We start from the raw sequence: 21,839 nt of genomic DNA on the forward strand, positions 1-21,839 counted from the left end.
GCGAGAGGAGGTCAACTCCTCTCTGTCGGGCTCTGCCCGTGACGTGGTGCAGGGTCGTGACATCCACGGGGGGATACATTTCCACGCCCCGGCAACTGACCGCGTTTCGCTTCCGGTCCCGCAACAACTCCCCTTGGCCGGGGCGGGTTTCGTCGACCGGCACACCGAGCGTCGAGCGCTCGACCGGTTTGTACGCCGACCTGCATGGCTACGACCGCCGGGCCCCGGTCACGTACGAGCGGGTCCTTGAGGGTTTCCTGCGTACGCTCGGTGCCCCCGCGGATGTCCTTCACGCCGACGGCGAGCAGATGGCCGGGGCCTTCCGCTCACGGCTGGCTGGCCGCAGGCTGCTGATCGTGCTCGACAACGCCGCCGGCGCGGCCCAGGTCAGGCCCTTGCTTCCGGCCACTCCCGGGTGTCTGGTCATCGTGACGAGCAGGCACCGTCTGCCCGGCCTGAGCATCCGGGAGGGAGCACGGCGCATCACCTTGGACGTGCTCGACCAGGACGGCTCCGTCGCCTTGCTGCGCAGTGTCACCTCGGGCTACCGGGACGGGGACGATCCCGTCCACGTGGCGGAGCTCGCCTTCCTCTGCGCGCGCCTGCCGTTGGCGCTCAGGATCGCCGGCGAGCGGGCGACGAGGCGGCCGTTGACACACCTGGGGGAGCTGATCCGTGAACTGCGTGACGAGTCCGGCCGGTGGGAAGTTCTGTCAGCAGACGACGACCAGGAGTCCGAGGCGGTGCGTTCGGTGTTCATGTGGTCCTATCGGGCGCTGCCGTCGGATGCCGCCCGGCTGTTCAGGCTGCTCGGACTGGCTCCAGGACCGGATGTCAGCGATGCGGCCGCGGCGGCTCTGGCAGGGATCGATGTCCGCACCGCGAGGCGTCTCCTCGATGTCCTCGCCGCCGCGCACATGGCGGAGCAGACCGCGTCCGACCGCTTCCGCCTGCACGACCTGCTGCGCGCCTACGCCGCCGACCGGGCACGGCTGGAAGAGACCCCACAGGAGCGTGAGGACGCGCTGCGCAGAGTGCTGATCTGGTACTTGCACACCGCCGACGCGGTCCAGGCCCGTATCGCACCGCAGGAGCCTCGTGTGGAGTTGGTACCGGCCGACGGAGGGCCGCCCACGCCCGCGTTCACCGACGAAGCGCAGGCGATGCGCTGGTACGCGGCGGAGCGGGACAACCTGGTGGCCGCGGTGCGAGCCGCCGTGAGCGGCGGATCGGACCGGATCGCATGGCAGTTGGCGGTGGTTCTGCGCGCCGTTTACATGACCACCAATCCGTTCCAGGATTGGCTGGCCACTTCCCGGACCGGTCTGGAGGCCGCACGCCGGGACGGCGACCGCCGTGCCGAAGCCGAACTGGAGGAGAGCCTGGGCATGGCGTATGCCCAGTCCCAGAGCCTGGCCGCCGCGGCCGAGCACTACGGGGCGGCGCTGACCCTGCGCCGGGCCCTGAAGGACACCCTCGGTGAGGCACTGACACTCAACGGTCTCGGACTGCTCGAACTACGCCGCCGCAACCTGGCGCAGGCACGGGAGGCGTTCGAGAACAGCATGGGACTGTTCGCCGCGCGGAACGACGGATTCTGGGAGTCCCGCGTGGCGGTCAATCTCGCTCAGGTGGACATGGAACTCGGTCACCCCGAGCGTGCTCTCGGGCCTCTACGTCGAGGAATCGAGGTGTTCCGGACGTACCGCGACCGCCGCGCCGAGGGAAACGGCCTCAGACTCCTCGCCGCGGCGGAATTGGAGAGCGGGGACGCGGACACGGCGTTGGCACACGCCGAGCAGGCCGTGGCCATCGCCACCGAGATCCACAGCACGGCCGCGGAGGCGTACTGGCTCATGGCTTTGGGCGACGCTCAACGCGCCACCGGCCGCCTCACCGGTGCGCTGGCCTCCTACCGGCGCGCCGCCGCGCTCCAGGAACCGTTGGGCGACCGCGCTCGTCAAGCAGCGGCATGGGACGGTCTCGGGCAGGCGCTGCTGCAACTCGGCCGTGCGCGGGAAGCCGTCGACTGCCACCGTCGGTCCGCGAGCGTCTATCGAGACCTTCGGCAGACATGGGAGACGGCGCAGACGCTGACACATCTGGCGGCAGCCCTGGACGATGCCGACGCCCGGCAAGAGGCCGCCGACGCCCGAGCCGAGGCACTCGAGCTGCTCACGGCGTTCACCGACCCGCGGGCGCTGCGGCTACGCGACGAGATCACCCGGAGGTGACTCTACGGTGCGAGCGGCTAAAATGCCGCCTGACCTGCGGCAAAGGTCAACTGTGGTGCCCCCAACGGGATTCGAACCCGTGCTACCGCCTTGAAAGGGCGGCGTCCTGGGCCACTAGACGATGAGGGCTGGATGGCCGACCGTGGGCGCCGAGGCGCACGTCGGGGACGGGTGCAGCATATGGGATGGGCCGGGGGTTCGCCAAAACGCTTTTCGCGGCGGGGTGGCGGACAATGGGCAGCGTGCTGGAGATGACGCGTGAGGAGTTCGAAGAGCTGGTCGGGGAGGCGCTCGACCGGATTCCCGGCGAGCTGACCCGGCTGATGGACAACGTGGCGGTCTTCGTGGAGGACGAGCCCGCGCCGGGGGAGCCGGACCTGCTCGGGCTGTACGAGGGGACGCCGCTGACCGAGCGCGGCGAGTGGTACGCCGGGGTGCTGCCGGACCGGATCACCGTCTACCGGGGCCCGACGCTGCGGATGTGCGCCACGCGCGAGGAGGTCGTCGCCGAGACGGAGGTGACCGTCGTGCACGAGATCGCCCACCACTTCGGCATCGACGACGAGCGGCTGCACGCCCTGGGGTACGGGTGACGGTGTCGGGGGCCCTTTCGCGCTGACGGCCGCGGGCGGCGGCGCGGCTGCGCGCCACGGGTGACGCCAGGGACGCGGGGCGTGTCCTGGCGGGAGGCGCGGCGTTGGACACGGCGATCCGACCGCCGACCGGTGCGTACGGACGTGCGGCGGTACGACGACCGTACGACCGTACGCGTCCGCCTGTACCGAGCCCGAGGTGCGTACACGTGCTCCCTGCCCCAGACCGCCCCCGCGACCCCCGCCGCGACCGGGCCCGAGCCGTCCGTACGGGGCTGCGGTCCGCCGTCCTCGTCACGCTGGTGGCCGCCGGGGTCGCGGCGTGCGTGAGCGCGGGGAGCGAGTCCGACCCCAAGGCGCCGAAGCACGCGCCCGGCGTGAGCGCGGGGACCGTCGCGGACGGTTCGCGGGTCCCGCAGGGCGCGGGCGACCCGCACCGCGGCGGCGGCCCGATGTCCCCGTCCCCGTCCGTCACCGGTACGGCCTCGCCCGGCGACACGCGGGCCCCCGCGACGGCCCGGGCGGGCGGCGCGGGCGGCGGCCCGGCAGGACCCGGCGGCGTACCGACCGCGTCCGACGGCACCTCGGCGCCGCAGCCGACCGCCCAGCCCTCGCCGACGGCCTCCCAGCCGACCGGCCAGCCGACGACGGACGCGCCGACCGCGCCGCCGACCACCGACCCGCCGACCGCCAGCCCCAGCTCCGACCCCAGCGGGTCGCCCGACCCGAGCGCCGAACGGCGCGGGGACCGCCGCGACCGCTGACCGCATCGTGGCGGTATCGCCGCTGGTCAGCGCCCGGTCCGGAAGGCGATTGGCAAAGGCGCCGACAGATGCGTATGCTGGTAGATCGTTTGATCCCACTGCCTGGCGCCTGATCCGATGTGCGCCGCGTGGCGCGTTCCTTTTCTCCTGTGGCTGACCGCATCGAGGCGGTTGTAAGCAACCTACGGAGCTGGCGCGTGCCGTAAGTCTCCGAGAGGTTTAGCTTCAGCATGTCCATTGACAGTGCCGACCGTTCCGTCATGCCCGAGAACGACGAGATCCTCGCCGTAGCGGACGTGGTGGACATCACCACCGCCGACACCGCAGAGAACACCGACATCACCGACATCACCGGCGCTGACGACGCGACCGACGTCCTCGACACCGGCATCACCACCGACACCACCACCGACGTCATCGACGCGGACGCCGAGGCCGACGCCGAGGACGACACCGACGCCGAGCCCACCGTGACCTTCGCCGACCTCGGCCTCGCCGACGGCATCGTCCGCAAGCTCGCGCAGAACGGCGTCACCACCCCCTTCCCGATCCAGGCCGCGACCATCCCGGACGCGCTGGCGGGCCGGGACATCCTGGGCCGCGGCCGTACCGGCTCCGGCAAGACGCTCTCCTTCGGCCTGCCGCTGCTGACCCTGCTGTCCGGCGGCCACACCGAGCGCAAGCGCCCCCGCGGCGTCATCCTCACCCCGACCCGCGAGCTGGCCATGCAGGTGGCCGACGCGCTCCAGCCGTACGGCGACGTCCTCGGCCTGAAGATGAAGGTCGTCTGCGGCGGCACGTCCATGCAGAACCAGATCTACGCGCTGGACCGCGGCGTCGACGTCCTCGTCGCCACCCCCGGCCGGCTGCGCGACCTGATCAACCGCGGCTCCGCCGTGCTCGACCAGGTGCAGATCGCGGTCCTCGACGAGGCCGACCAGATGGCCGACATGGGCTTCCTGCCCGAGGTCACCGAGATCCTCGACCTCATCCCGGCGGGCGGCCAGCGCCTGCTGTTCTCCGCGACGCTGGAGAACGAGATCGACAGCCTCGTCCGCCGCTACCTGGTCGACCCGGTCACCCACGAGGTGGACGCCGCCCAGGGCGCCGTCACCACCATGAGCCACCACGTGCTCGTCGTGAAGCCGAAGGACAAGGCGCCGGTCACCGCCGCCATCGCCGCCCGCAAGGGCCGCACGATCATCTTCGTCCGCACCCAGATGGGCGCCGACCGCGTCGCCGAGCAGCTCATCGAGGCCGGTGTCCGGGCCGACGCGCTGCACGGCGGCATGACCCAGGGCGCCCGTACCCGCACCCTTGAGGACTTCAAGGCCGGTCAGGTCAACGTCCTGGTCGCCACCGACGTCGCCGCCCGCGGCATCCACGTCGACGGCATCGGCCTGGTGCTCAACGTCGACCCGGCCGCCGACCACAAGGACTACCTGCACCGCTCGGGCCGTACCGCCCGCGCGGGCGAGTCCGGCACGGTCGTCTCGCTCGCCCTGCCGCACCAGCGCAAGCAGATCTTCCGGCTGATGGAGGACGCGGGCGTCGACGCCTCGCGCCACATCATCGGCGGCGCGGGCGTCTTCGACGAGGACGTCGCCAAGATCACCGGCGCGCGCTCGCTGACCGACGTCCAGGCCGACGCCGTACAGAACGCCGCTCTCCAGGCGGAGCGCGAAGTCGCCGACGTCACGCGTCAGTTGGAGCGGCTCCAGCGCCGCGCGACCGAACTGCGCGAGGAGGCCGACCGCCTCACCGCCCGTTCGGCCCGTGAGCGCGGCGAGGACCCGGAGGAGGCGGTGGCCGCCAAGGCCGCCGAACTCGCCGCCGAGGCCGCCGCGTTGGCCGCCGCCGCCCCGGCCCCCGTGCCGGAGCAGCGCGAGGACCGCCGCGACGACCGCGGCAACTTCGACCGCCGCAACGACCGTTCGTCCTACGGCAACCGCGACTCCCGTCCCTCGTACGGCAACCGTGACGACCGCCGCGACAGCCGCCCGTCGTACGGCAACCGTGACGACCGCCCCTCGTACGGCAACCGTGACGACCGCCGTGACAGCCGCCCCTCGTACGGCAACCGCGACGGCAACCGCGACTCCCGTCCGTCGTACGGCAACCGCGACGGCAACCGTGACGACCGCCGTGACAGCCGTCCGTCCTACGGCAACCGTGACGACCGCCGCGGCGACGACCGTCGTGACTCCCGCCCCTCGTACGGCGAGCGCAGCGGCCGTCCGTCCACCCCGTACACCAGCCGCGACAGCCGCGACTCGCGCCCCTCGTACGGCAACCGTGACGACCGCCGTCCCGCGTACAACAGCCGCGACGACCGCGACCGCCCCTTCAACCGCGACCGCCGCGACAGCAGCCGTCCGTCCACGTCGTCCTCGTACGACCGCCGCGACAGCCGCCCCTCCTACGGCGACCGCGACTCGCGTCCCTCCTACGGCAACCGTGACGACCGCCGCGCCCCCGGCGCCGCCCCGGCCGCCGGCTCCTCCTACGACCGCAAGCCCCGCTGGAAGCGCAACGGCTGACCGCTGACCGCTCAGCCGCAGAACGGGCCCGCCCGGTGTGATCACTTCACACCGGGCGGGCCCGTCCGCGTAGCCGGTTGCTAAGCTCTGCCGACTCTGCCGGGGGGCGGAGCGTATGCCCTGGGGAGGGAACCGGATGTCACGCCGTCTGGGATGGCCGCGGCGCGGGGTGCTCGCGGTGGTCGCCGCCGTCCTGACCGCCGGTCTCGGGCTCGGACCGCTGCCGGGCACCGCGGCGGCCGACACGGCGCAGAACCCGGCCATCGCGCCGATCGGCACCACGGGTCCCGCCGGGGGACCGGTGACCGGCGTCGGCGCCACCGGGTACGTCCAACGCACCGACCACAGCGCTGTGTCGTTCAGCTACACCTGGCACTCCTTCGACGGCGTCGTGACCCGCGACCTCGGCGTGCTGCGCAACGCCCCCCGGCCGCTGCCTGGCCCCGACGGCACCGAAGTGCTGGGCGTACTGCCCGCGCTGGACCACGTCGTGCGAATCTACGACCTCGCCTCGGGGAAGTGGACGCAGTACCTGGTCCCGCCCGCGTACTCGCCGCTCGCCTTCTTCCCCAACGGCACCGGATGGACGATCCTCAGCCGGACACTCGCCACGGATTCGGGCGGCCACGTCACCTCGCAAGTCCTCCATCTGCTCGCCCCGGCCGCCGACGGCCGACTCTCCGAACGCCCGGTGGCCGGCTGGCCCACGACGGGCGTCACCGGGCTGGACGGCTGGCGCAACAACCAGTCGCGCCTGGCGGTGGGTTACTCCCTCGGAGACGACCACCGGCTCGGCCTGATCGACTTCGCCACCGGCACCTTGGTGTCCTCGCAACCGCTGCCCGAGGCCGCTTCCATTTCCCGGCTGCCGCTGATCAACGACGTGTCCTTCGGCTGGTACGCCCACGGCACGGCCGAACTGCGGCCGATCGCGGACCCGCAGGCCGCACCGCGGCGCCTTGCGGTGCCCGGCGGCGACACCACCGAATTCGTCACCAAGCTCACCGGCGATGCCCTGCTCGCCGTGCACGTGGATGCCACCATCCAGGACAGCAGGCGGGACCCGCTGTACTCCGTGCCGCTCGACGGCGGACCCGCGCGCGTACTGCTCGACGACGCGGGTCAGCCCGGTGTGGCCTCGGACGGCGGCTCCTATGCCGAGGGGAGCGACGGTTCCGGCGGCTGGGCCACCTACCGGATCCCTGCGGTCGACGGTCCCCTCACCGTCCTGGGCCGGTTCACGACGTACACCCCCGAGCGGATCGGCCTCTCGCTCGCCCGCGGCCGGCTCACCTTCGTCCAGACCGCGCCCGGCACGTCCGTCACCTCGCGCACGTACACCGCCGACGTGGGCGACAATCTGACTCCCGGTCTGTTCAGCGAGCCGCAGCCGCTCAATTCGGGCACGCCGATGGACGACGCCATCCCGCGCTGCGGCGGTCAGGCCCGCTGCGTGCCGCTCGCCGACGGCGGGGGCACGACCGGCACCGGTGCTATCGAAGTGGACTACACCACAGGGCACGACTACGTGAAGGCGGTGGACGCCCCGTCGGGAGTCCTTCTCGACTCCAGCGGCGGCCGGATCGTCGCGGCCGGCAACCAGTACGTGCTGTACGAGAGCGGCTCCAACGGCAAGCAGTACGTCGTGAATCTCGCGGAGGGCCAGGTCACCTCCTCGGGCCCGATCACCACCGCGACGCTGTGGGGGGACACGATGTGGTCGGCCACCGCGACGGCGGGGCGGTTCACCACGACCGACCTCCTCACCGGCGGCGTGACCGGAACGGTGACGACGGACGTGCCGTGCGTACCGCGGGAGATCCAGGTACTGGGCCGCTGGCTCTACTGGTCCTGCGGCACGAACGGCCCCGCGGGTGTCCACGACCTCGACACGAAGAAGTCCGTCCGCGTACCAGCGGGCAACGCCCTGCTCGGCGACGGTTACGTCCTGCGGCACACCGACGGCCGGCTCACCCTGACCGACGTCCGCGGCGGCACCGCCGTCGACCGCACGATCGCGGACCTCCCCGCGAACGCCTACCCGGACGACCGCGGCGTCGTCTGGACGCTCGACAAATTCCGCGGCTTCCTCGCCTACACGGACGCCGACGGCACGACCCACGTCGTCCCGTCCGGTCTGCCGAGGACCGCGACCACGGTGCTGACGACCAGGAACGAGCCGCTCATGGAGGTGTACTACGCCCCGTGGACACCGCGGTGGGACCTCACGGGGCCGATCACCCACTGGACGGTGGAGCTGAGGAAGAAGGGGGTGTCCGCGGTCGTCCGTACGTTCCGCGGCACCGCCCGGGACACCGTCTCCCTGACCTGGGACGGTGCCAGGGACAGCGGCGCCGTGCCCGTGACCGGCGACTACATCTGGACACTGAGCCTGTGGACCCGGGACGCGCTCGTGCCGGTCACCACGAGCACCGGCACCGTGGCCGTCCACGGTGGGAGCGCCGAGCCGCGGGACTACACGCGCGACGGCGTCGGCGACCTGCTCGCGGTGACCTCGGCCGGCCGGCTCGACATCAGGACGGGTACGGGCACCGGTTCCGTCAGCGGGGGTTCCGGCCCGCAGGGGGCGGGCTGGCCGACGTCGTCCACGCTCGTCGCGGTCAACGACCTGACCGGCAACCGGTGCAACGACCTGCTGGTGCGCAACTCCTCCGGTCAGCTCACGCGTTACGACGGCAAGTGCGGCGCGGCGCTCACACCCGCACTGTCGCGCAGGGTGATCGGGTCGGGCTGGAACACGTACAACTCCCTTGTCTCGCCCGGCGATCTGACCGGCGACGGCCGCCCCGACCTGCTCGGGCGGGACGCCGCGGGCGTCCTGTGGCGGTACGACGGCACGGCCGCCGGCGTGTTCACGGCGCGGGTGAAGATCGGGTCCGGCTGGAACACGTACAACCTGCTGGTCGGCGCCCAGGATGTGACCGGTGACGGCCGCGCCGATCTGCTCGCCCGTGACGCGGCGGGTGTGCTGTGGCGCTACGACGCCACGGGCGCGGGCACGTTCAAGCCGCGCGTCAAAATCGGCTCCGGCTGGAACGTCTACAACGCCCTCGTCGGCGTCGGCGACATCACCGGAGACGGCCGCGCCGACCTCGTCGCCCGTGACGCGGCGGGCGTGCTGTGGCGCTACTCCGGTACGGGCACCGGGCAGTTCGGCGCGCGGGTGACGATCGGCACGGGGTGGCAGACGTACAAGTCCCTGTTCTGAGACCCGGCCCGCGGCGCGGAGCCGCGCTTCTTCGCCTGTGCTCCGCGCTTCTTCGCCCGTACTCCGCGCTTCTTCGCCCGTGCTCCGGGCTTCATCAGGCGTCCGCTGCGGACGCCTTCCTCAGGGATCAGCAGGAGGAACGGGTGGCCAAGCGCACCCTTGTCCGCGGCGGCGTCGCCGTCGCGATATCGCTCGCCCTCGCGGCGGGCGCGGCACCGTTCGCGGGCGTGGGGCCGGCCGCCGCGGCGGAACCGGCGCCGTACGACGTGGTCGTGCCGCCGGTGAACAAGCCCGTGCTCGCCGAGGAATGGGTCGTCTCGTCCGGCGCCACCGGCTACCTGAGGGTGTTCGGCGGCGTCGACCAGTGGGTGCCGTACGGGACCGGGGCGCCGCGGACGCTCGGCAGCGGGGGCACGAATCTCGTGCTCCTGCCCGGCGGCGCGGAACGGTACGCCAGCACGAACCTCCGGAAGGGCGTGCGGCTGCTCGACCCGGCGGCCGGCACCGCCGTCGACTTCGCGCTGCCGCCCGGCCACACCTACCGCAGCGCGATCGGCACGCCCGACGGGTGGGCCGTGATCACGACGACGGACGACACCGACGGCACCACCGTCACCGGCCAGACCGTCCACCTGCTGACCGTTGCCGGGGACGCGACCGCCTTCACCGAGCGCCCGCTGACCGGGCTGCCCACGGGCGCCACGTACACCGCCACGCTGCTGCGCGGCGAGCGCGCGACGCGCGTCGTGGTCGCCACCACGGTCGCGGGCCAGATGAGCCTCAGCGTCCTGGACCTCACGACCGGCGCCGTCGTCCGCACGATGGAGCCACCCGCGGGCGTCCCCAAATTCAGCAACACGCGTTCCTTCGGCTGGTACAGCGCCGGTGTTCTGACGTACTACTCCCTGGACGACCCGCAGGCCGCGCCCCGTACGGTCGCCCTGCCGCCCGAGGCGCACGCCGACACCACCACGTACGCCGTCACCCTGTCCGACACCGCGCTGCTCGCCGTCCGCAAGGGCTCGGTCTGGAACGACGGCCGGGCCGACCCGCTGTACTCGGTGCCGCTGGACGGCGGCCCGGTCACCCAGCCGCTGCCGGTCGCCGCGGCCCCGACCGCGTCGCAGGACGGCGGCACGGTCGTGAGCGGCGGCGCCGACTCCGACCACTGGAACTCCTACCGTTTCGCGCCGTCCGGGGCTGCCCCCGTCACGCTGTTCCACCACGAGGTCGAGAAGCCGGTACGGTACGGGCTCGCGCTGGCCCGAGGCCGTCTGAGCTTCATGGAGGGCATGCCGGACTGGACGGGTGCCGTCCCCGGAGCGCGTTTCTACGCACAGGACGAGGGGACGGGAGCGGTCCCGCAGCCCGTCACCGGGCCCCCGCACACCGTCGTGGAACCGAGCCCGGTCTCCACCTGCGGCGCGCCGGGCCACTGCGCGGTCAGCCTGGTCGCGGGCAGCGAAGGGCAGGGCACCGCCTACATCCGCGACGGTGCCGACGGTGTCGGCGGTGTCGGCGGTGACGTGGTCGACGTCATGAGCGGCGGCGGGTTCTACGGCGTCCAGGTCGCCGTGACCGGCGGCCGGATCGTGGACGCGTCGGAGAGATTCACGCTCTACAACGGTGGCTCCAACGGCCGTCAGTACGTCATCTCGCCCGGATACCGGAAGGTGGTCATCTCCCGGCCGACCGTCCCGGCGGCGCTGTGGGGCGACATCCTGTGGAGTGCGACCGCCGCCAAGGGGCAGCTCACCTCGACGGATCTGCGGAGCAACGACTCGACGGGGCCGGCCGCGCCGTCCTCGCTCACCACCGACGCGCCCTGCGCGATCAAGGAAGTGCAGGCGCTGGGACGCCTGTTGTACTGGTCCTGCGGCGCGAACGGTCCGGCCGGTGTGTACGACCGTACGGCGAAGAAGTCCGTCGCCGTACCCGCGGGACCCGCCCTGCTCGGCGACGGCTTCGTCATACGCCACTCCGGTGACCAACTCACGCTCACCGACGTGCGGTCGGGCACGTCGGGCGCGGGGAAGACGCGTGTCGTGGCCGCGCTGCCCGCCGACCCGAAGGCGCCCGGCGGTGACCGCGGACTCTCGTGGACGGTGGACAAGTACCGCGGCGGGATCGCGTATACGGCCCCCGACGCGTCAATTCACCTGATTTCTGCGGGGATCGCCCCGTCGGCGCTCAACGCCCTCTGGTCGCAGGTCGATCTGCCGGTCAGGCCGCGGCAGGCGAACAGCCGATGGCAGGGCTGGTGGGTGCTCAGCGGTGCCACCTCCGGGTGGAAGATCGACTTCCGCAACGCGGCGACCGGCGCGCTCTTCGCGACCGTCACCGGCGGGGCGGCCCGCGCGGAGGTCTTCGCGAACTGGGACGGCAAGAACGCCAAGGGCGCGTACGCCCCGGACGGCACCTACCGCTGGACGCTGACCGCCACCCCGGCCAACGGCCTGAGCCCCGGCACCACGGCCTCCGGCATGGTTGGGGTCGCCCGTTCCAGCCCCAACCACCACGCCCTCACCTCCGGAGCCGACGGCGGAGTCGTCGGCCTCACCCCGGGCGGCGTTCTGCGGCTGTACGTGGGCAACGGTTCCGGCGGCCTGTCGTCGCCCCGGACCGCCGACCACGGCTGGCCGACCACCGCCACGTATCTCGCCTTCGACGACCTGGACGAAAACGGCTGCGGCAATCTGCTGGTGCGCACCAGCGACGGCCAACTGCGTTCCTATCCGGGTGGTTGCGAGGGCTCCTTCCTGCGGTCCCAGCCGTCCAAGCTGATCGGATCCGGCTGGAACATCTACAACTCCCTTCTCTCGCCCGGTGATCTGACCGGCGACGGCCGCTCCGACCTGCTCGCACGTACGCCCGGCGGCGATCTCTACCTCTACGCGGACAACGGCGCGGGCTCCTTCAGGACCCGGGTCAAGATCGGGGACGGATTCGGGATCTTCTCGGCGATCGTCGGGACGGGCGACCTGACGGGCGACGGCGTCGGCGACATCGTCGCGCGGGACACGTCCGGCGTGCTGTGGCGGTACGACGGCGACGGCACGGGCGGTCTGAAGGCGCGGGTGCGGATCGGCTCGGGCTGGAACACGTACAACGTCCTCGTCGGCCCCGGTGACCTGAACCGGGACGGTCGCGCGGATCTGCTGGCGCGGGACGCGGCGGGCGGGCTGTGGCGGTACGCGGCGACGGCGAACGGGCAGTTCGGCGCGCGGGTGCGGGTCGGGACGGGGTGGACCGGGTACGGGCGGCTCTTCTGAGGACGTGTGCATGTCATGCCCTGGGTACGGGAAGCCTGGGGCATGACACCTGAGGACGTCCCTCTCTCCGCCTCTTCCGTACCCCCGGATTCCGCTCCCGTCTCCTCCTCCGTCCCCTCTCCCGTCCCCTCTCCCGTCTCCTCGTCCGTTTCCTCGTCCGTGTCGGACGAGGAGCGGCTCGCGCAGCTCGGCTACACGCAGAATCTGGCGCGCCGGATGTCGGCGTTCTCGAACTACGCGGTCTCGTTCACGATCATCTCGGTGCTGTCCGGCTGTCTGACGCTGTACCTGTTCGGGATGAACACCGGCGGCCCGGCCCTGATCACCTGGGGCTGGGTCGGGGTCGGCCTGATGACGCTGGTCGTCGGGCTGGCGATGGCCGAGATCTGTTCGGCGTACCCGACGTCCGCGGGCCTGTACTTCTGGGCGCACCGGCTGGCCCCGGAGCGCAGCGCCGCCGCGTGGGCGTGGTTCACCGGCTGGTTCAACGTCCTCGGCCAGGTCGCCGTCACCGCGGGCATCGACTTCGGCGCGGCGTCGTTCCTGGGCGCGTATCTGAACCTCCAGTTCGACTTCCGCGTCAGCCCCGGCCGGACGATCCTGCTCTACGCCGCGATCCTGCTCCTGCACGGCCTGCTCAACACCTTCGGCGTACGGATCGTCGCCGTCCTGAACAACGTCAGCGTCTGGTGGCACGTGCTCGGCGTCGGCCTGATCGTCGGCGCGCTCGCCTTCGTGCCCGACCACCACCGGTCGGCGAGCTTCGTGTTCACGCACTACGTGAACAACACCGGCTTCGGCAGCGGCATTTACGTGGTGCTGATCGGCCTGCTGATGGCGCAGTACACCTTCACCGGGTACGACGCCTCCGCGCACATGACCGAGGAGACGCACGACGCCGCCACCGCCGGTCCGCGCGGCATCGTCCGTTCCATCTGGACGTCCTGGATCGCGGGCTTCGTTCTGCTGCTCGGCTTCACCTTCGCGATCCAGTCGTACGACGCCGAGTTGGGCTCACCGACCGGCGCGCCGCCCGCGCAGATCCTGCTCGACGCGCTCGGCGCGACCAGCGGCAAACTCCTGCTGCTCGTCGTCATCGGCGCCCAGCTCTTCTGCGGCATGGCGTCCGTGACCGCCAACAGCCGTATGATCTACGCCTTTTCACGCGACGGCGCGCTGCCCTACTCGCGCGTCTGGCGCACCGTCAGCCCGCGCACCCGTACCCCCGTCGCCGCCGTCTGGCTCGCCGCGGCCGGCGCGCTCTGCCTCGGCCTGCCGTACCTCATCAACGCCACCGCCTACGCCGCCGTCACCTCGATCGCCGTCATCGGCCTCTACATCGCCTACGTCATCCCCACCCTGCTCCGCCTCCGCAAAGGCCCCGCCTTCGAGCCCGGCCCCTGGCACCTCGGCCGCTGGTCCCGCCCCATCGGCGTCGTCGCCGTCGCCTGGGTCGCCCTCATCACCGTCCTCTTCATGCTCCCCCAGCTCTCTCCCATCACCTGGAAGACCTTCAACTACGCCCCCATCGCCGTCCTCGTCGTCCTCGGCTTCGCCACCACCTGGTGGCTCGTCTCCGCCCGCCACTGGTTCCTCCGCCGCCCCACGGACACCCCCCAGCCCTAGGGCCTGTCCGGCGCCAGGCGCCGCCTGGACCGCCCATGATCCGCCGGACAGGCCCTAACCGGTTCGGCCTCCCCCGCAGGTCCCAGCTATGCTGCGGGGAGCGGGCCCTTAGCTCAATTGGCAGAGCAGTGGACTTTTAATCCATTGGTTGTGGGTTCAAGTCCCACAGGGCCTACGGGGTCAGGTCTCGTGACGAGGCGCTGACCTGCGGTTATGGTGCCCCGGTCGCCTGATGGCGGCCGGGGCACCGTCGCGTGCGAGCCTGCGTGCCAGCGTCGTCGCGTGCTGCGCCATCGCCCTTTTCCACGGCCTGGCGTCCTGCTCGGCGATCTCCCGCCACAGAGTCGCGGTCGCCGTGCCGAAGGCCGCGAGGGCCTCGGGTGCCGCGCTGCGCCAGGACGGGAAGCGGGCGGCGAATTCGATCGCGGCCTCGGCCGGGTGGCCAGCCTCCATGAGACGCAGGGCCAGGGCGCCCGGGTCGATCCAGGCGTCGCCGCGCGTCGGCCAGGCCCAGTCGACGAGCCGCGCCCGCCCTCCGGCGATCAGGACGTTGTCCGGGGCGAAGTCCGTGTGCAGCAACGCGTCACCGTCGAAGTGCTGAACGGTGCCTGGCGGCGCGTACTGCGCCCACCGGTCGACGGCCTGTTTGATCTCGACGTCCGCCGGTGCGGTGATCCCTTGCAGTTCGGCGAGCGCCGCTTCCACGAGCGGCAGGTCGGGAGAGCCGGGGGTGTAGTCGGCGTGGCGGCCGTCGATGACCTCGTAGCCGAGGAGGTTCCAGCCGTCGAGCTGGAGGTGCCAGTACAGGCGCGGGCAGGAGAAAGGCAGGTGCGCGGCCACCGCCGCCTCACGGCGCTGCGCACCGACCTGGGGATGGTCGGCCCGGATGCCCTTCACGAAGACGGGGCCGCTGTCCGTGTCGAGGACGGAGGCGATGCCGGAGTTCATGCCGCCGGGCGCGGTCACCGCGTGGTGCACGGCGCCGGTCTTGTCGGCGACAGCCTGGCGGACGTCGGCGGGAAGCTGCTCGAAGGGGATACGGGACATGGACACGACGCGCGGTTCCTTGGCTGCGGGGGGAATGGGGGGTGGGCATCTCCTCTGGGGTTAGTACGGTTGATCGTCGCCTGCCGAGCACGAGCACTCTGCTCCTTCGGCCGCTTCGTCAAGGTCGGCGATGATCTGGAACTCGTCGTCGCCGATCGGAGCGACGGTCAGCGGTACCGGCAGGATGCCCCTCGGTTCGGCAGGCGGTCGCAGGCCGATGGCGACCATCACCGGTTCGCGCGGCGGAGCCAGGGCAGCGGTTGGTGGTGTCATGATCCGTAACCTCGTGTTGGCAGTAGAGATCTCTGCGGTCCCCCGCCTCCTGGTAGAGCTTGGCCAGCGGCCGACACGTACGGCACGCGCCGGTCTTCGTACAGCCGGAGCAGCCACCGGTGCGGAGCTGAAGGGACTCGGCGATCGCGCCGAGCCGGGGAGGGCTTCGACGCCCTCGGCGATGAGGTTCACGCTCGGATCGCGGCCGACCTTGCAGATCGACGCGATGCCGTGCGGGTCGACGTGAAAGAAGGTGCGACCGGCGTTGCATCCGGTGAAAACGCTACGGGGCCGCAGGTGGTCGTACGCCTGGGCCGCCAGCGGGTTCGCCGCGCCGTCGATCGTGAGCGACCGTTGGCGGTGACGCCCCGCAGCTCTTCGTAACGGACTTCGGGGATGCGTATGCCGGCCGCGTGACCGGGCTGGACGAGCAGGTACTGGCCGAGGAACGGACTGGCGACGAGGCGCGGTGTCTGGCTGACGAGCGGGTATCCGGTCATGACGACCTCCACGGGTAGGCGAGCGGTTAATCCGGATGGTGGGCGGCCCAGTCCTCGCGGGCGGCGACGAGCGCGGGGCGCACCTTCGTGTCGAGGAAGTCGGCGTGCGCTCGTAACTTCGCGGTGACCTCGGCCAGCCCCTGCGGGTCCAGGGCCGGAATCCAACGTCCGACGGCGACATGAAGGTTGACCACCGGCATGCGGAGGCGGGGGTCCTCGTCGTACGGATCGCAGTCGATGCTCCCCTCGAAGACCGCGTCCTCTTCGACCCCGTCCCATACGTCCGGGGCGGCCAGCGGCAGCATGGGGCCTTCGAAGAGGCTCCGGTGGTTGATCTGCGCCAGCAGCGACGGGAGCAGATCCGGCGGCACGCCGACCTCGGTGGGGTCGTCCTCGGCCCATTCGGGAAGGTACCCGGACACCACGGCGCCACCCTCGGTGGCGATGGTCCACGTCCCTGGCGCGGTCCACGGCGCGGGCCGACGCGCGGCACAGGTGTCAGACTCGCCCACGGCTCCCGGTGATGCGGAGGAGCGTGGCTCGGTCACGGCCGCGCCCTCGGACGGCCAGGCGTCGGCCATGGTGAACGAAACGGCTGTTCCGCCGTACTGACTTGGCCTCACCTGCCAGGAATCCGACAGGGCGTCCACCAGCCACAGGCCGCGGCCATGCTCCGAATCCTCCAGAATCGCCGGGCGCTTGAGCAACTGCACCTTGAAGGGCGATCCCGGGTTGTGCACCTCGACGCGAAGGTCTGTCCTCTCGCGCCACCACTCGATTCGTACACGCCATGCGTCTTCTGACTCGCCGTAGAGGACCGCGTTGGTGACCAGCTCCGAGATCATCAGAACGCAGTCGTCAACGGAACACGCGAGTCCGTGGGGTTCGACGAAGTGCCGGAACCAACGACGCGCCCGACCCACGGACTCCGGGACGGGATAGAGCGTCATCGTCCCGTTCGGCTCCGGGCTTGTGTCGGAGCCGTGGGGATCAGCTGTGACGTCATTCATCGGGTGTGCTCCTTTACGCATGCCGATTCGGCCAAGGCGGCGCTCGGCGCGAGTTCCGCACAAGTGGCCTTAGCCACTTACGGGATAGTGGCATTAGCCACTTGCGGTGCGCAAGCGGATCGGCACACACGGTGCCGTACGTCAGGTCAGTTCGTAGCCCTGCTCGAACGCCCACCGGTCGGGCGGGTACGTGGCCTCGGCGAACTCCAAGGGCCGGTCCTGTGCGTCATAGACGACGTGATGTACGACGAGAACCGCCGACGCCGCCTCCAGTCCCAGGTCCGCGGCCTCCTCGTCCGTCGCCGCGCGGGCGCACATCCGGTCCTCCGCGTAGCTTCCCCGCCGACCCGTAGCGCGCTCGACGTACAGGAGCGTTCCTTCCCGGATGCGTTCCGGATTCAGGAGCTTCGGGGCCTGCTGCCCGACGTCGGCCGCGAACCAGGACGTGGACAGCGTGATCGGCCCGGTCTCGTTGTTGGTCACGCGCCGACGCTGGACGACTCTGCGGTCGTTCGTCAGCCCCAGCGCCGTCGCGACATGATCCGGGGCCTGCGACCACGCGGCCATGGTGATCACGGCGTATTCGCCGGGTGTGTAGATGTGCCCGGTCTGACGCGCCCGTGCGTACAACTCCCTTGCCCGCCGGTTGACTTCGAGACCCCGTACGTAGGTGCCCGAACCCTGCCGCTTCTCGACCAGGCCCTGACTGCTCAACGCTTCCAGCGAGCGGGCGGCTGTTGGGCGGGACACGTTCCACGAGGCCGCGAGCTGCCGTTCCGAGGGAACCTCGTCTCCGGGCCGCAAGTCGCCGCGCAAGATCTGGTCGCGGATGTGGTGCGCGATCTGGAGGTACTTCGGCTGAGCCTCCTCGATCTGCGGCATCACGCCTCCTCTTGTCCACAAGTGGCTATTACCTCTGGCCACTATAGGTGAGTGGCCAACCTCCGAGGCTCGTACGCTGGCCGCATGACGCGCTTGATCGTGGCAGCCGGCGGCGGGGGCGACGCGGTCGCCGCCGCGGTGGTGGACGCCGCCCTCTATGGAGGTGACGAGCCTGCCGTGATCCTCACGTACGCGTGGGACCGTCTGATCGTCGATCCCGTGCCGGGGCCCCGCGGGGCGGCGGATTTCAGGGGCCTTCGGCGGCTTACGCACAGCGTCCGGGCGGTTCCCGCCGACGCCAGGCCCGTCGCGCCCGCCGGTTCCACGCTGCCGCGGCTCGCGGCGGAGCTGACCTACACGTTCGCTCTTTTGGACCCGCATCACGGCGTCGAGGGCATGACACGTCAACTGGACGAGCTGATCGCGGAGTTCTCACCGTCGACCGTCGATCTCCTGGACGTCGGGGGCGACATCCTCGCGCGCGGTGACGAGACCGGGTTGAAGAGTCCGCTCGGGGACGCGCTCTCTCTCGCAGCCTGCGCTCGGGCCGACGTGCCGATCCGCCTGTTGGTGGCCGGACCCGGTCTCGACGGCGAGATCCCGGCCGATGTCCTGCGCGATCGCCTGGGGTCTCGCGTTCATACGCTTACGGCCGAGCAGGTCGAGCCCGTCAGCGCCGTCCTGGAGTGGCATCCCTCCGAGGCCACCGCGATGCTGGCCGCCACAGCCCGAGGCATTCGGGGCCTCTGCGAAATCCGGGACTCCGGACTCCCCGTCCCGCTCACCGACGAGGGACCGGCCGTCTACGAGGCCGACTTGGGGGAGGCGGCCGAGCGCAACGCACTGGCTCGCGCGGTCCGCACCACGACGAGCCTGGCTGAAGCCGAGCGGCACAGCCGCGAGGTCTGCGGCTTCTCGGAGGTCGACTACGAGCGCGCCAAGGCCCAACGGCTCTCCGACCGGACGTCCGTGGCGTTCGACGATGCCGCCGTCCTGGCCCGCGTCGCCCACATCGCGGCAGCGGCCCGGGCCAGGGGCATCACTCATACGACCTTCCGCCGCCTCACCGAAGCCCTCGGACTGCCCGGCACCCAACGCCGCGACCTGCGCGCGCTCCTGATCTCCACCCGCCCGGAGAACTCCACGCCACCCCTGTGGCACTTCGGAGGGCAGGAGTAAGCAACAGTCGCCGACCTCACTCGCGCACCCTGCGGAGGGACCGCCCCCATGAAGCCGAGCCCCGCCGACCCCGAAGCCTGGAACGCCTATCTCGCCGAGGGCAATGCCACGCAGGCCCGTAAACGGGTCTCCGCCGACGTTCTCCTGCGCGATGAGGAAGGCCGGGTCCTGCTCGTGAAGCCCACCTACAAGCCGGGTTGGGACCTCCCGGGCGGGATGGCCGAGTTTGTGTCCCCGCCCGAAGCCGCACCAGCGCACGCGACCGGCCGGCGACCCACGCGGCCATCGCCGAGGCGCAGTTGCAGTTCGGGCAGGTCGGATCCGCGGACGACGACCCGCCTTGGGTGAGTTACTTCGACCGGACCAAGCTCACCGTGGACATCGGCATCGCGCTCGGGCAACTCGGGGACGTGGATGCCGCCGAGCCGTTGATCGCGGAGGCGCTGCGCGATGAGCCGGAGACCAATCTGCGCGGCCGGGCCTTCCATTCCTTCTGGCTGGCGAGGACCCGGTTACAACGCGGCCTGGTGGAGGAGGCCTGCCAAGCGGCCAGTGACGCCCTGAACCTGTCCGCGACCATCGACTCGCCCCGTGTGACCTCACACTTGCGGGACTTCCGTCACCTGCTCACACTATTCCGCACGTTCCGGCCGGTCGCGGAACTGGACGCCCGGCTGCCGGGGGCAGCGGGCTGACTAGAGTCCGGCCTCGTCCAGCAGCAGGTAAAGGACTCCCACGAGTGTTCCGCTGCTGACGATTTCGCGGCGGTCGATCATGCCGCGCAACGTGGACAACGGGACCCACTCAAGCCGGTCGGACTCGTTGAGTTCGGTCGGCGGACCCGTGTACTCCACCGCGTCGGCGCGGAAGACGAAGTGCTCAGAGTCGGTGATCCCGTTTGCCGGCTGGGCGTAGATCAGGGGAGTCATCTCGCCGGTGCGCCAACCGGTCTCCTCCATCACCTCGCGGGCGGCGGCCTCGGCGGGGGTCTCGTCGGCCTCGACCAGACCCATGGGCAGTTCCCAGGCCCAGGAGTCCGTGATGAAGCGGTGGCGCCACATCATCAGCACCTGCTTCTCGCTGTTCACCACGGCTGCCACTGCCAGGTGCCGCAGCTTGAGCACATGGTGCTCCCACCGCCGCCCGTCCGGCTGCTCGACATCGACCAACCACACGTTCACCCAAGGGTTCTCGTAGATCGGACGTTCCCCGTGGATCTTCCACTGCATCGCTGCGGCCCCTCTCGATCGCCCTCAGCATCCCAGATCCGGGACTGTCGGGCCGCTGTTCAGGGCGACTTCACGTCACGCTGACGAGTACCGGGCAAAGCGACGGCCGGGCAAGGGGGCTGGCCTTGTGGTGCGCGGGTGCGGTGGAACTTCGCGGACGGGCTTCGAGTGGAAGGGCTAGGGCGTTTCGTTTGGATCATCGGGCGGACCAGATGAAGATGCCGGCGAGGTGGAGTCCGGCGAGGTAGATGGTCGCGGTCTTGTCGTATCTCGTGGCGAGGCCGCGCCACTGCTTCAAGCGGTTGATGCACCGCTCGACGGTGTTGCGCTGCTTGTAGGCGTCACGGTCGAAGCCCGGCGGTCTGCCGCCGCGGCTGCCCCGGCGGAGTCGGTGGCCGCGCTGGTCGGCCGGGACGGGGATGACTGCCCGGATGCCGCGGCTGCGGAGGTGGTCGCGGATGGCGCGGGAGGAGTACGCCTTGTCGGCCAGGACCACATCGGGTCGGGTGCGGGGCCGCCCGCGCGGGCGGGGGACGCGCGGGCGGGCCATGACGTCGGGGAAGGCGGGTGCGTCACCGGCTTGCCCGGCGGTCAGCACGAAGGCCATCGGCCTGCAGCGGTCGTCGGACGCCAGGTGGATCTTCGTGGTCAGTCCTCCGCGGGATCGGCCGATGGCATGGTCGTGCGGCTCGCCGGCCGGGACCCCTTTTTACGGGCCCCGGCCGCGTGCTGATGCGCGCGCACGATCGTGGAGTCCACCGAGACGGCCCAGGTCAGGTCCTCATCCGCGTCGGCCCGGGCCATCAGCGCGGTGAAGACCCGCTCCCAGGTGCCGTCCACCGCCCACATCCGCAGCCGGTTGTACACCCCGCGCCAGTTGCCGTACGTATCCGGCAGATGGACCCACTGAGACCCCGTCTGAAACTTGAAGGCGATCGCATCGATCACCTCACGGTGATCCCGCCACCGCCCACCCCGCCGAGGCGTCCGGTCCGGCAACAACGGCTCGATCCGCGCCCACTGCGCGTCGCTTAACGGCACACCCGGACCAACGATCAGATGATCCGAACGAAACGGCCTAGGCGTTGGCGTCGGTCTCGGGCTCCTCGTCCGAGGCACCGTACATCGCTTCGACCAGCCGCTATCGGGCTTGGTCCAGCCTGAGGTTGTAGTCCGGCATGAAGAGTTCTACGAGAGTCTTTTCGAGCGTGCCCGAGATGGAGTGCAGCGGAGACCAGACCGCTCGGTCGTTCACGATGGTGTCGAGAGCGCCGGAGCTCTCCACCTCGTAGAGCCAGTGGGACAGCACGAACGCCTGGTCACGCGACAGCTTGATGGTCACCTCTTCGTCCACCTGGGCACCGTAGCGCGCGGGATCGACGGCGTCGCCCGAGTAACAAGCGTGGAGCCCAGCCCGACAGGTCGCACCGGTCCGTGCGGCCGGCGTGGAATCTGCCGCTC

General features: G+C 71.0%; 15 protein-coding genes, 2 tRNA genes and 4 pseudogenes. 11 read left to right on the forward strand and 10 right to left on the reverse strand.

Annotated features, from left to right (window positions below):
- Window positions 1-56: 56 nt before the first annotated feature.
- Entirely contained in the window at window positions 57-2,234 is a 2,178-nt protein-coding gene (locus ABZX65_RS08235) for a hypothetical protein (RefSeq protein ID WP_355336194.1), read from the forward strand.
- 53 nt (window positions 2,235-2,287) lie between these two features.
- Here ABZX65_RS08235 and ABZX65_RS08240 read toward each other — a convergent pair.
- Window positions 2,288-2,363: transfer RNA gene (locus tag ABZX65_RS08240), tRNA-Glu, on the reverse strand.
- A 113-nt stretch (window positions 2,364-2,476) separates the two neighbouring features.
- Between ABZX65_RS08240 and ABZX65_RS08245 the strand changes: the two genes are divergently transcribed.
- The 7 genes from ABZX65_RS08245 (at window position 2,477) to ABZX65_RS08275 (ending at window position 14,433) form a co-directional block, all read left to right on the forward strand.
- Window positions 2,477-2,827, forward strand: a complete 351-nt coding sequence (locus tag ABZX65_RS08245; RefSeq protein ID WP_355336196.1) for a metallopeptidase family protein — start codon at window positions 2,477-2,479, stop codon at window positions 2,825-2,827.
- 209 nt (window positions 2,828-3,036) lie between these two features.
- Window positions 3,037-3,591 carry a hypothetical protein gene (locus tag ABZX65_RS08250; RefSeq protein ID WP_355336197.1) on the forward strand — a complete coding sequence of 185 codons (555 nt, stop codon included), beginning with the start codon at window positions 3,037-3,039 and terminating at the stop codon, window positions 3,589-3,591.
- A gap of 230 nt (window positions 3,592-3,821) precedes the next feature.
- Window positions 3,822-6,131 (forward strand): DEAD/DEAH box helicase, encoded by a 2,310-nt coding sequence (locus tag ABZX65_RS08255; protein ID WP_355336199.1) that lies wholly within the window; start codon window positions 3,822-3,824, stop codon window positions 6,129-6,131.
- A 136-nt stretch (window positions 6,132-6,267) separates the two neighbouring features.
- Complete coding sequence (locus tag ABZX65_RS08260; RefSeq protein ID WP_355336201.1) at window positions 6,268-9,360, forward strand: VCBS repeat-containing protein; 3,093 nt, start codon at window positions 6,268-6,270, stop codon at window positions 9,358-9,360.
- Between the two features lie 143 nt (window positions 9,361-9,503).
- Window positions 9,504-12,632, forward strand: coding sequence for an FG-GAP-like repeat-containing protein (locus ABZX65_RS08265; protein ID WP_355336203.1), 3,129 nt, complete (start codon window positions 9,504-9,506; stop codon window positions 12,630-12,632).
- Window positions 12,633-12,848: 216 nt separating this feature from the next.
- Window positions 12,849-14,258 carry an amino acid permease gene (locus ABZX65_RS08270; RefSeq protein ID WP_355336431.1) on the forward strand — a complete coding sequence of 470 codons (1,410 nt, stop codon included), beginning with the start codon at window positions 12,849-12,851 and terminating at the stop codon, window positions 14,256-14,258.
- 102 nt (window positions 14,259-14,360) lie between these two features.
- Window positions 14,361-14,433: transfer RNA gene (locus ABZX65_RS08275), tRNA-Lys, on the forward strand.
- 5 nt (window positions 14,434-14,438) lie between these two features.
- Here the strand turns inward: ABZX65_RS08275 and ABZX65_RS08280 are convergent.
- The 6 genes and pseudogenes from ABZX65_RS08280 to ABZX65_RS08305 all read right to left on the reverse strand — a co-directional run bounded on the left by ABZX65_RS08280 (window position 14,439) and on the right by ABZX65_RS08305 (window position 17,970).
- The gene (locus ABZX65_RS08280; protein WP_355336432.1) at window positions 14,439-15,305 is read right to left on the reverse strand and encodes an aminoglycoside phosphotransferase; all 867 of its coding nucleotides are present in this window, start codon (window positions 15,303-15,305) and stop codon (window positions 14,439-14,441) included.
- A gap of 60 nt (window positions 15,306-15,365) precedes the next feature.
- Window positions 15,366-15,578, reverse strand: coding sequence for a hypothetical protein (locus ABZX65_RS08285; RefSeq protein ID WP_355336205.1), 213 nt, complete (start codon window positions 15,576-15,578; stop codon window positions 15,366-15,368).
- Window positions 15,575-15,923 (reverse strand): annotated as a pseudogene (locus ABZX65_RS08290) (radical SAM protein); the annotation flags it as partial. The gene ABZX65_RS08285 and the pseudogene ABZX65_RS08290, both read right to left, overlap by 4 nt.
- 181 nt (window positions 15,924-16,104) lie before the next feature.
- Window positions 16,105-16,500 (reverse strand): hypothetical protein, encoded by a 396-nt coding sequence (locus tag ABZX65_RS08295; protein WP_355336446.1) that lies wholly within the window; start codon window positions 16,498-16,500, stop codon window positions 16,105-16,107.
- A gap of 138 nt (window positions 16,501-16,638) precedes the next feature.
- Window positions 16,639-17,088, reverse strand: a pseudogene (locus tag ABZX65_RS08300) (ATP-binding protein); the annotation flags it as partial.
- Window positions 17,089-17,229: 141 nt separating this feature from the next.
- A complete protein-coding gene (locus tag ABZX65_RS08305; RefSeq protein WP_355336207.1) occupies window positions 17,230-17,970 on the reverse strand; it encodes a GntR family transcriptional regulator in 741 nt (246 codons plus the stop codon).
- 84 nt (window positions 17,971-18,054) lie between these two features.
- Here ABZX65_RS08305 and ABZX65_RS08310 point away from each other — a divergent pair, with 84 nt between their 5' ends.
- The 3 genes and pseudogenes from ABZX65_RS08310 (at window position 18,055) to ABZX65_RS08320 (ending at window position 19,844) form a co-directional block, all read left to right on the forward strand.
- Complete coding sequence (locus ABZX65_RS08310) at window positions 18,055-19,149, forward strand: DUF1152 domain-containing protein (RefSeq protein ID WP_355336209.1); 1,095 nt, start codon at window positions 18,055-18,057, stop codon at window positions 19,147-19,149.
- Between the two features lie 48 nt (window positions 19,150-19,197).
- Window positions 19,198-19,374: pseudogene (locus ABZX65_RS08315) on the forward strand (NUDIX hydrolase); the annotation flags it as partial.
- A 149-nt stretch (window positions 19,375-19,523) separates the two neighbouring features.
- Window positions 19,524-19,844, forward strand: a complete 321-nt coding sequence (locus ABZX65_RS08320; protein WP_355336211.1) for a hypothetical protein — start codon at window positions 19,524-19,526, stop codon at window positions 19,842-19,844.
- On the opposite strand, the gene ABZX65_RS08325 is transcribed toward ABZX65_RS08320, so the two are convergent.
- From ABZX65_RS08325 to ABZX65_RS08335, 3 genes and pseudogenes are all read right to left on the reverse strand, one after another.
- Complete coding sequence (locus ABZX65_RS08325) at window positions 19,845-20,378, reverse strand: NUDIX hydrolase (RefSeq protein WP_355336213.1); 534 nt, start codon at window positions 20,376-20,378, stop codon at window positions 19,845-19,847. It abuts the gene before it with no gap.
- Between the two features lie 196 nt (window positions 20,379-20,574).
- Window positions 20,575-21,434 (reverse strand): annotated as a pseudogene (locus ABZX65_RS08330) (IS5 family transposase).
- Window positions 21,435-21,519: 85 nt separating this feature from the next.
- Window positions 21,520-21,732, reverse strand: a complete 213-nt coding sequence (locus tag ABZX65_RS08335; RefSeq protein WP_355336215.1) for a hypothetical protein — start codon at window positions 21,730-21,732, stop codon at window positions 21,520-21,522.
- Window positions 21,733-21,839: the final 107 nt, after the last annotated feature.

This window comes from Streptomyces sp. NPDC003300, from assembly GCF_040610915.1.
Taxonomy (GTDB): domain Bacteria; phylum Actinomycetota; class Actinomycetes; order Streptomycetales; family Streptomycetaceae; genus Actinacidiphila.